Genomic DNA, 10,165 nt, shown 5'->3' with positions numbered 1-10,165 from the left:
AGGTAATCTCTCCCGTATTGACTACATTACTGTCCTGCATCAGACTTGAGTTGTTCTCAAAAGTCAGCGTCGCTCCGGCGGTAACATTTAAGGCATTTTTAACGGTAAGAGTACGACCCGAAGGAACTGAAATATTAACTCCTGAATTGATAGTGCAAGAACACGCTTCTAAATCTGATGCTATGGTGTAAGCTCCGGCAAAAACTACATTTTTTGTAATATCCGGATTTCCGCCAGACCACACACTGCCATTCCAGGTAGTTGCCGATTGGTTGGTGATGGGCACAGTAACAGTTGCCGGTGATTGACACCCGGTGCTATTCGTTACTCTAAAAGTATAGTTACCGACAGGTAGGCCTGTAATTGTTGTGGTTGTTCCTGTTCCTGTAGTTACTACAGTACCTGGCGATCTTGTTAAAGTCCATGTTCCTGTAGAAGGTAAACTGCTTAAATCTACACTTCCTAATGAACTGCACGTAATATTTGTTATTTTGTCAATAGTTGGAGTAGTCAATAAAATAGTCTCGATAGGCAGCGGTGTATCTTCAACTGTATTTAAGGAGGGATCCGTACCTGTAACTTTTGGTGAATTAACAATCCTTCCTGCAGCTACATCTGCACTTGTCACCACATAGGTTCCTGTTAGTGTTGCTTTTGCCCCAACTGCTAAACTTGAGATAGGATTTCCTGAAATTGTCATTCCGGTCATCGGATCACTAACCTGAATATTGGTTATTGGCACTTCTCCGTTGTTTGTAACTTCGTAGGTATAATTTACTGTATCGCCTAATTTGCCACAAGGTATAATTGAGGATGTCGTAACCAATTTTAATTCTGCAATTTTTAATGATTTTGTATTGAAAGCAATGAAGGCACAATCTGAACTACCCGAAAAAGTAACCACAAAACGATCTACCTGCGAAGCATTGGCAGCGGTTATACCAAATGAACTTGTTTCAATACCTAACATTCGGATGTCTCGTGTCGCGGCCGGAGTAAAACCAAAACTACCATCCATTTTAAACAAATCCAAACTGTAGGTTCCTACAGCGGGAACTGATGCAGATCCGAAAAACACCGTTAGTTCATTTCCTACTGTGTTTCCTGACGCATCAATAAATTTAAATTTATCGGCCTGGCTAGCACTGCCTGGTTCTGCAACCTGGGTTACAATCAGGTCGGGAGTATCATCATTCAATCCGGTAAGATTAAGATTGTTGGTTCCTATTTTGAATTCAGCTGTACCTGCTTTTATATTCGCAATTCCTGTTCCGAGTGCCAGACCATTAGGCCCATCAGTAAGTCTGGAGGCAAGTTCGGCACCGGTTGCAGTTGCTCCGATTAGTTTTGGGGTTAAAACGGCTCCGGTTGCAGACTCGTCGATCATAGAACCTTGTAAGATGTACATACTACTGGCATCTATTCCGATAGTCTGAATTTTTAACGCTCTGAATTTCTGTGGAATGTAGGATACTGAATTGGCAGTAAGAGTATTGTCACTCACTCCGGTGGAGTATGTTTTTCCATTCTGTGCCCATGTAAAGCCCAATAAGTTATTTTCTCTGTCTGGCCGGTTTCCCACACCTGTTGTCGAATTTGAGGTCCAATATCCTTTCCAGTCAGTATGAATTCTCGTAATTGTATTTTGGCTGATTGCACTAAAAGAAATCAGAAAAAAAAGTAGTCTTAAATTTTTTAAAAATAAAGAACGAATTAACAATAGTAGTGTTGGGGACATAAGGGTTTGGTTGATTTGTTTTTTTTGTTTAAGGTTTGTAAGAAGTATTTTAAAGCATTAATGTTGATTCGTAATGGATTATCACTACGCTAAAAAATCCGACAACTTTCGCTGCCGGATTTCTATATAATTAGTGATGAGATCAATTGAAAATTATTTTTTTAGACGCAACATGATCATTGTCTAAAATCACTTTTGTGAATAACACCTGATTTCCGGATTGCAAATTTGATATTTGAAATTCTGTAGCATCTACTTTATTTTTGCTGTAAAGTACTTTTCCTGAAATATCAAAAATGGTAATCTCTTTAATGTTTTCTGTTGTCGAGGTTACTTTTATCACTTTATTTTTTACAGATACGATTAAATCCTTTTCGTTATCTTCAAAATCACCTGTTCCCAGTGTTTTATTAGTATATCGCAATATAAAACGATCTGTAAAATTACCTTTTGCTGTGGTAAATGTATATTTGCCAGTTCGCAAATTTTGTATTTTCCCTGTTGTTTTATCTTCAAGGTAAATTGCCTGATTGGTCAAATCACCATCTGTCTGTTCTACAGCAATTGTAAACTCACCTTCAATGGAAGTTCTGTATCCTAAAGGAACAACATCAGTTTCTACAAAAGGTAGTGCACGGCCCTGAATTACATAGCTGTTTTCATTTTCATAGCTGTAAAAATCTATATAGTCATTACCGTCAAAAGTGAGTCCGTCAAATCTATTTTCAAAATCATTGGTTGCTCCTTCCACATATCCTATCAGGGTTTGTTTAAAAGCACCACCTTCATTGGTCATGTTTAACCATACACGACTTTTTTCCGTCGAATTGGTTTTTGATGTTTTTCCAGGTTTAAAGAATTGATTGTTAACTCCTGCAGGTCTCATTGAATTATTAAATGTAACAACTCCATCTGCATTTGCACTTACAAAGAAAGATTCTCCTGCTGCCACTTTACCGGAAGGAATATTTTTGTTAGCCCCGGGTGATGCAGAAGGCGCTGTAGCTGTTCCACCGGTCAGGTTATAACTTGCATAATCATTTGAATTGTACTGGTATTTTGCCGTTGTACCGATTGCTGTATTATGTGTCCAGAAATAAAGAGTACCATTTATAAAAGTATTTGCGCTTAAAAATTTATCAGCATCTAAAGCAGATGGATAAGGATTTCCAATTAAATAAAAATTATTTGCTTTAAGTGATTCCCCTGTAATAATTCCATTGTTAGGAATCCCGATAAAATTTACGGTCTGAGCATAGGTAGCCGTTGTCCAGTTATCTTTACCATTTGGATAGGTATATCCTGAACTTGGAACACGGATAATATATCCTTTTCCAGTAGTCATAACACTGTTGCCGCTTTCAATTACCCAATTTGTACCATTATAGGACATATATTTATCAGATAATGTATTCGGAGACAAAACATTCAGTTTTTGACCTGATACTGCTGATGACCAATAGGTATAATCAAAATTCTTCATTGGATACGAAATACGTTCCATGTCAAATGAATTTGCAGCTCCGGTATACGTAGCATTGTTATTGGTTTGTACTAAAGAACCATTGTTTTTTATGATAAGCTTACCATTTGTATTTACAATAATATTTTCGTTTATCGTAAGTGTTTTGTTGTCCGGTATTGTCAGTGTTTTACCGGCAGCTATTGTACAACTGCAAACTTCTAAATCGTTAGCTAAAGTTAAATCGTTATTAACCGTGATAGAAGACCCAGTCGCAGGAGCTACAGATCCGTCATAGGTAAAAGGAGTGTCAATAAAGTTGATTGCGATATTAGCATTACCTCCATCTTCTCTTAAACGCACTTCTACTTTAGAAGTTTTATTTAAGGGATATGTTCCGGGAATCATTGCAGTCGTATTCGTATAACCATTTTGTGTGAAAATTTTGGTTCCGTCAATATAAACTTCGCCAATATCATCACAATTTACTAATTGCAGCTGGTAACGTCCACAAGGAAATCCCTGACGTTTGTATGTAATTGCAAACTGATCTACAGGCATAGGAGCACCTTGCCATCCAGAATAGGATGATGGGGATACTGTAGCATTCCAATAGGTCTGCGTATTGATGTTTACACCAGTGGCAACATAAGTTCCCGCATAACTATTAGCGACCAATGAAATATCTGGTGAATTAAAACCGTATACATTCCATTTATTATCTCCGAAAGGGAAAGTAGTATCTCCTTTTATTTCTCCGTATGAAAATGATACTCTTGACGCTCCTGCATTTTCGTAATATTCCAGAACGAAATTATGAGATCCTGCCGTTGCAAAAGTATACTGTGCAGAATAAGTAAGATAACTATGATCACTCCATGAATTTGAAGGGTTAAATGGAACTAAAGTACCATCAATATATAACCTTACACCGTCGTCTCCACCTATGGTGAAATTGTAGATTCCGGCTGTAGTCGTTGTCTGCATTAAATAACGTACCAAAAACTTGTCACTTGGTGCAGTCCCACAAAATGCATTTGCTTCAACAGTTGCATCCCCGGTAATGACGCCGTTATCAACATTTCGGTCAAAAAGAGGTTTCTCTGCTATTGAACCAACGTATGTTGTAGCTGCAGGCGTATTTCCTGTGTAAGTGTAAACAAAACCTTTCCAATAGTTAATACCCGCAGTTGGTGTGGCTGCACAAATTGCCGCTGTTCCGGTAACCGTTACTGTTGCTGACGAATAGTTGGAAGCCGCATTTCTAAGTGTATAAGTAAAAGAAGCTGTTCCTGTAAAACCACTTGCAGGAGTAAAAGTTATATTGTTTAATCCGTTAACCGTTACAGTTCCGTTTGAAGGCTGTGTTACCGTTATGGCTTGTAAAGCACTGCTTCCGATAACGTCATTGTCTAAAATTGGAATTACAACTGCCTGATTGGTTGGAGTAGAAACATAATCATTACTGGCTGTTAAGGTGTTTGTGTCTTTTACAATTCCTTTTATATTTGCCGTTGCCCTAAAATGAAATTCATTATAAGTATTGTAAGCGTAGGCGCGGATGTATAAGGTTTCCCCTGCGAGTAAAGTATTTAAATCAGAGGCAAATGAGGGTTCAATTGATGTCCATGTACTTGTTGTAGTGCCCGAAAACAGAACTCTTTCGCTACCTGTAAAAGTGCTGCTTTTAGAGTAAAGAATTTGCAGTTTTTGTCCTGAACCTCCCTGACTTCTGTAAGTCAGGCCAAAAGTAGATAAATCAATTTTATGATTTGCATCTGCTTTAATTTTAAATTCCACATATTTAGCAAGATCGTAGCTTCCGCCATTTTGGGCCGGATTTGGCCAGCTCCCCGTTTGATAGAAAGGGTTGCTTGCATCTTCAGTATTGTTGAAAGCTACAGTAGGATTAGCTGCACTTGGAATATCGCTTGCTGTTAAATAGGGAGTATTAACGGTCGCTTTAAATCTGTTGGTGCTTGTTTTTGCATCCCATATTACCAATCCATCAGCAGTTAAGTCGGCAATAGTTACCTGAATATTAGCCGTTGAAGAAGGGTCCGTACCTTTCGTAATGGTATATTTAAATGTTGATGTGCCCGTAAAATTTTTAGCAGGATTAAATGTTATCGTTTTGTCCGGATTTACAATTGCTGTTCCTTCTGATGCCGCCGGAGGTGTAGAGATTGTAATTGTAGCTACGCTTGAGCCCTGAACATCATTACTTAATGGCGAAATATTAAGTGCAATTTCTTTTTTAGTCGTTAAATAATCATTTATCGCTAAAATTTTGGAAGAATCAAAAGTAGAAACAGTTCCTTTTAAAATGGCAGGCAAATTACCGGCATTGGTTCCTGTTCTGAAATGAAAATTATTATTGCTATTGTAAGCGAATAAACGAACGTAAACTACTTGTCCGGGTAAAACCGGATTTACTTCAGCTGAAAAAAGAGGGTTTATTGTAGTCCAGGTTGTAGAAGTTACCGTTTCAGGTGACAAAACCTTTACTCCGGTTGTAAAAGTCGGATCTTTCGAGTATTGTATTTGAAATTTCTGACTAGTACCGCCCTGCACTCTGTAGGTGATGTTGAAAGAGTTTAAGTCAATTTTATTACCTGCTTTAGGGGTGATTTTGAATTCAATATATCTTGACGGATCATAACTCCCTGTAAACTCGAGTGTATTAGGCCATCCACCGGTGCTGAAATATGGATTATTAACATCATCGGTATTGTAAGTTAAGTTAACGCCTCCATTAACAGTAAAATCAGGAGAGACAGATGTACCAGCATACAAAAGATTAGTGTCGTACACAGGGGTATTTCTATTTCCGGAAGAAGCTGCATTCCATTTTACCAAATCGCTCTGTGCAAAAACAGCAAATGGTAAAATTAAGAATAAAAGTAAAGTTTTTGTCATGTTAATTGTTTTCTATCAGGTTGTTATGCTAGCATATGATTGAGCCCGCACAAAGATATATACAACTACGAGTTGATGACAAAAGTGGTTTTAAGAAAGACTATATAATCGATTAAATGTTAAAAATAGTCGATGAACTACATGCTGAAAAATGAAGAATTATGTTATTTCTTATAAAATAGAAAAATAAAACATAAGAATAATCGCAATTTTTGGTTAAAATAAAAGTCTATTTTGATAATTTAGTTCAAAAAACGCGAGTTTTACGCAATAATCAGCAAAAAAGTAATAATTTATAACTAATGGTTGTTTTGTGATAAATAAGGATTTTAATACAAGATTAAATTTAAATGATAAGATTTTTATGAAGACAGAAATGATCGTTTTATTCAGAAAAAATATCCAATTTATTCCTGCTCTAATTCTTTCATTTTATCATAAACTAAATTACTTTCATAGCCTCTTCGCAACAGGTAATCGCAGAATTTTTTTCTCTTTTTAAGTATATTCTTTTCGGAAATGGAATTCCATGATCTTTCCGAAAGTTGTTCAAAAGTTGTTTCGTATTCTTCCGGAGAAATTTCTTTTAAGGCAAGAGCAATAGTAGTTGAAGAAATTTGTCTTGCTTTTAACTCATTTGTAATTCTGATTTTCCCCCAAAACTTAATACGATGTTTGCCTCTTGCAAAACTGCAGGCAAAACGAGTTTCGTTTAAAAAGTTACTTTCAATGAGCTGAACTACAATAAAATCGATTTCATCTGAAGTCATTTTTAAGCTGTATAATTTGGCAACAACTTCACTATGACAGCGTTCCTGATAGGCACAAAACCGTTCTAATCTGAGTAAGGCTTCTTTTGGAGTGCAGGTTGAATTCATGGGTTTTTTCTTTCTTTTTAACTATTATTGCTAAAAATAGTCATTTTGCTGTTAAAATTAGCATTAATATCTTGCAAATTCTCAAAAAGTCTTTTGGTTAAAATGTTGTATATGAAGAGAATTATGATATTTTTGTACGCGTCATTTTAGACTGTTTAGTAATGATTACATAAAACAATCTAAACGTTTGATCTTAAGGTTTTTAAATCCATTTATAAAAATATCTCGTAAGTATATTATGAATTTTAATATATAACTATTTGTATTTTTTTATTCCGTTTTAGCCTTAAAAAAACAAATTTATAATATAAATACCACAACTGATATGATTAAAAAATTACTTTTATTCGTTCGCTTATTGTTTTTTCCCCAATTATCTCTTTTTTCTGTTGATGATTCGCGAAGAAAATTAAGTGTAACTGCAAAGATATTTTGTTTTGCTTTGCTGTTTTTTGCTTCATTTGCGAATGCAACTAATTATTATTCTGCAGTTAGCAGCACTGATGCTAATAACCTGAATCATTGGTGGGCTAACACTAATGGAACCGGGGGCCATCCTGGAAACTTTACAGGGGCTGATGTTTTTATTGTTCAGACGGGTCATAGCATGTCAACGACTGCAGCCTGGGCAGTATCTGGAAGTCTGCAAATTCAAACAGGAGGAACTTTAAGTGTTGCGGGATTTGATATTACGATTTCGGGTACTACTTCAGTTACTGGAACATTAATTCATAGCAGCAACACAGGAACAAAAACCTACGTGGGTTTAGTAACTATAAACTCAGGTGGATTCTGGAATAATTCCAGTAATACCGGAGTGATTTTCAGAGGAGGAATCACCAATAACGGAACATTTACGAGCGGGTCTGGAGTACATACTTTTAACACTAACAATCAGTCACTTAACGGAAATCTTTCCATTCCTAAAGTAACAGTTACAGGAGTATCTCTCACTAATACTAGCACTAGCAATTTAACTGTTGCAACTGCGTTGGTGGGTACTGGGACTTTAGTCAATTCAGGAACTTTAAATATTGGTGCAGCAACAGTCGCAATTACAACTCTTACAGCGACAGCAGCAGGAAACACTGTAAATTATAACGGAGCTGCACAAACCATTAAGTCAACATCTTATTATGATCTTACCTTTACAGGTAGTGGTACCAAAACCTTTGGTACAACAACTGTAGCAACCTCTAATTTTATTAATGTAGCTAGTGGTGTTCAGCTTGATTTATCGGGTAATAATAATCATACAGCCAGAGTATTGATATTAGGAGGGGTTGGACCACTTATCAGCACCTGGGGAGCACAGGGATCAGGAGCGGCAAATACAACTAATACTTTTTTTACGACCAACCTTTACGGAAGAATAATTGTTAGCGGCACAGGAACTTACGATCCTGTAATAGACTCCAATTATGCTTCTTATACCAAAGGCGTAAGTGGTAAAGTAGATGCGTCTTATGTAGAAAATGCTACACCGACGGTATTAACTGCACCAAACGGGACTGTTTTTATCAATGCCGATTTTGCAAGTTATGGTACTCCGGCAGGAACGGCTCCCAATTTCACATTAGGAACTTGTAATGCTTTTAACAGTAGAACCGTAGCAACAGACGTTTTTTTAGGAAATACCACTGCTACCATTCCTGCAACAAATGGCACTTTTGGGGATCCTTGCGTTAATATCGTCAAAAGATTAAGCGTTGTAGCCACTTATACAGAACCTATTTGTACCGGTACAAGTCCGGGACTTATAACAGGTTCAACTCCGACTGGAGGTAATGGTACCTACACCTATTTATGGGAAGTAAGCACTACAGGTGCAACTACAGGATATACTGCATCACCAGGGATAAATAATACAAAAGATTACACTCCTGGAAATCTAACCGCAACTTCGTGGTTCAGAAGAACAGTGTACTCAGGACTTTATGCCAGTGAGACAATTGTTATTGTTCAGGTTAATACCGCTCCTGTGGCTCCTACAGCAATTGCAAATACAGCCTTTTGTGCAGGAAGCTCTACTACATTAACCGTTAGCGGAGGAAATATGGGAGGAAATGGAGGTTATGCACAATGGTATACAGGTTCGTGCGGAGGTACTCTTGTAGGGTCAGGTCCTTCAATAACAGTAACACCTACAGCAGCCACAACCTATTACGTAAGATATCAAAATGGCTGTACTACAACAGCTTGCTTCTCTAAATTAATAGATGCTACGGTGTCTATTACAGCAGCTTCTAGTGCTACACCGGTATGTGCTAGTGCAAGTATTCAGACGACACCTTTGTCATACAGTGCTACAACGGGTACACCAACTACGTATAGTATTACATGGAATGCTTCACCATCAAACAGCTTTGTTGCTGTTTCAAATGCCGCGTTACCTGCAGGCAATATTTCAGTGAGTGTTCCGGCAGGAACTAATCCGGGGGTTTACACTGGTACACTTACTGTAAGAAATGCGGCGGGTACTTGCGTAAGTCTTCAAAATACTTTTACAGTAACTGTTAATGCTTTACCAACCATTACAGGAACTGCGAATGTTTGTATCGGATCAACCACACAATTAACAGGTTCCGCTACAGCAAATGCTACAACACCCTGGACTTCAGCTACAACATCAGTTGCTACGGTAGATAATACAGGATTAGTAACAGGTGTTGCAGCCGGAACAAGTGTTATCACTTATAGAAACAGCAACGGCTGTACACAAACACTTACTGTAACGGTAAATCCATTACCAACAATCACAGGAACTCCAACTGTTTGTATCGGATCAACCACACAATTAACAGGTTCTGCCACACCAAATGCTTCAACACCCTGGACTTCAGCTACAACAGCAGTTGCTACGGTAGATAATACAGGATTAGTAACAGGTGTTTCAGCCGGAACAAGTGTTATCACTTACAGAAATAGCAATGGTTGTACACAAACGGTCACTGTAACGGTAAATCCATTACCAACCATCACAGGAACACCAGCTGTTTGTATCGGATCAACCACACAATTAACAGGTTCTGCCACACCAAATGCTACAACACCCTGGACTTCAGCTACAACAGCAGTTGCTACGGTATCAAATACAGGATTAGTAACAGGAGTTGCTGCCGGAACAAGTGTTATCACTTATAGAAACAGCAATGGCTGTACACAAAC

The 10,165-nt window shown here is 37.6% G+C and carries 3 protein-coding genes and 1 pseudogene; 1 reads left to right on the top strand and 3 read right to left on the bottom strand.

Annotation, left to right across the window (positions count from 1 at the left end):
- The 3 genes and pseudogenes from GJU43_RS22435 to GJU43_RS22425 form a co-directional block, all read right to left on the bottom strand.
- Positions 1 to 1,738 (bottom strand): annotated as a pseudogene (locus GJU43_RS22435) (DUF11 domain-containing protein); the annotation flags it as partial.
- 142 nt (positions 1,739 to 1,880) lie between these two features.
- The gene (locus GJU43_RS22430) at positions 1,881 to 6,119 is read right to left on the bottom strand and encodes an Ig-like domain-containing protein (RefSeq protein WP_154344137.1); all 4,239 of its coding nucleotides are present in this window, start codon (positions 6,117 to 6,119) and stop codon (positions 1,881 to 1,883) included.
- Between the two features lie 407 nt (positions 6,120 to 6,526).
- On the bottom strand, positions 6,527 to 6,997 hold the full coding sequence (locus GJU43_RS22425) for a regulatory protein RecX (protein ID WP_154344136.1): 471 nt from the start codon (positions 6,995 to 6,997) through the stop codon (positions 6,527 to 6,529).
- 325 nt (positions 6,998 to 7,322) lie between these two features.
- Here GJU43_RS22425 and GJU43_RS22420 point away from each other — a divergent pair.
- A partial coding sequence (locus GJU43_RS22420; RefSeq protein ID WP_195760089.1) for an Ig-like domain-containing protein occupies positions 7,323 to 10,165 on the top strand: 2,843 nt, incomplete at its 3' end.

Origin of the sequence: Flavobacterium sp. LC2016-23, assembly GCF_009674775.1 — a bacterium.
Classification (GTDB): domain Bacteria; phylum Bacteroidota; class Bacteroidia; order Flavobacteriales; family Flavobacteriaceae; genus Flavobacterium.
The sequence above is the reverse complement of the archived record's forward strand: the minus strand, read 5'-3'. Positions and strand labels throughout refer to the sequence as shown.

Bases quoted from the DNA above. Each gene is read 5' to 3' on its own strand.
- GJU43_RS22430 (WP_154344137.1), bottom strand. From the start codon at position 6,119: ATGACAAAAACTTTACTTTTATTCTTAATTTTACCATTTGCTGTTTTT.
- GJU43_RS22425 (WP_154344136.1), bottom strand. From the start codon at position 6,997: ATGAATTCAACCTGCACTCCAAAAGAAGCCTTACTCAGATTAGAACGG.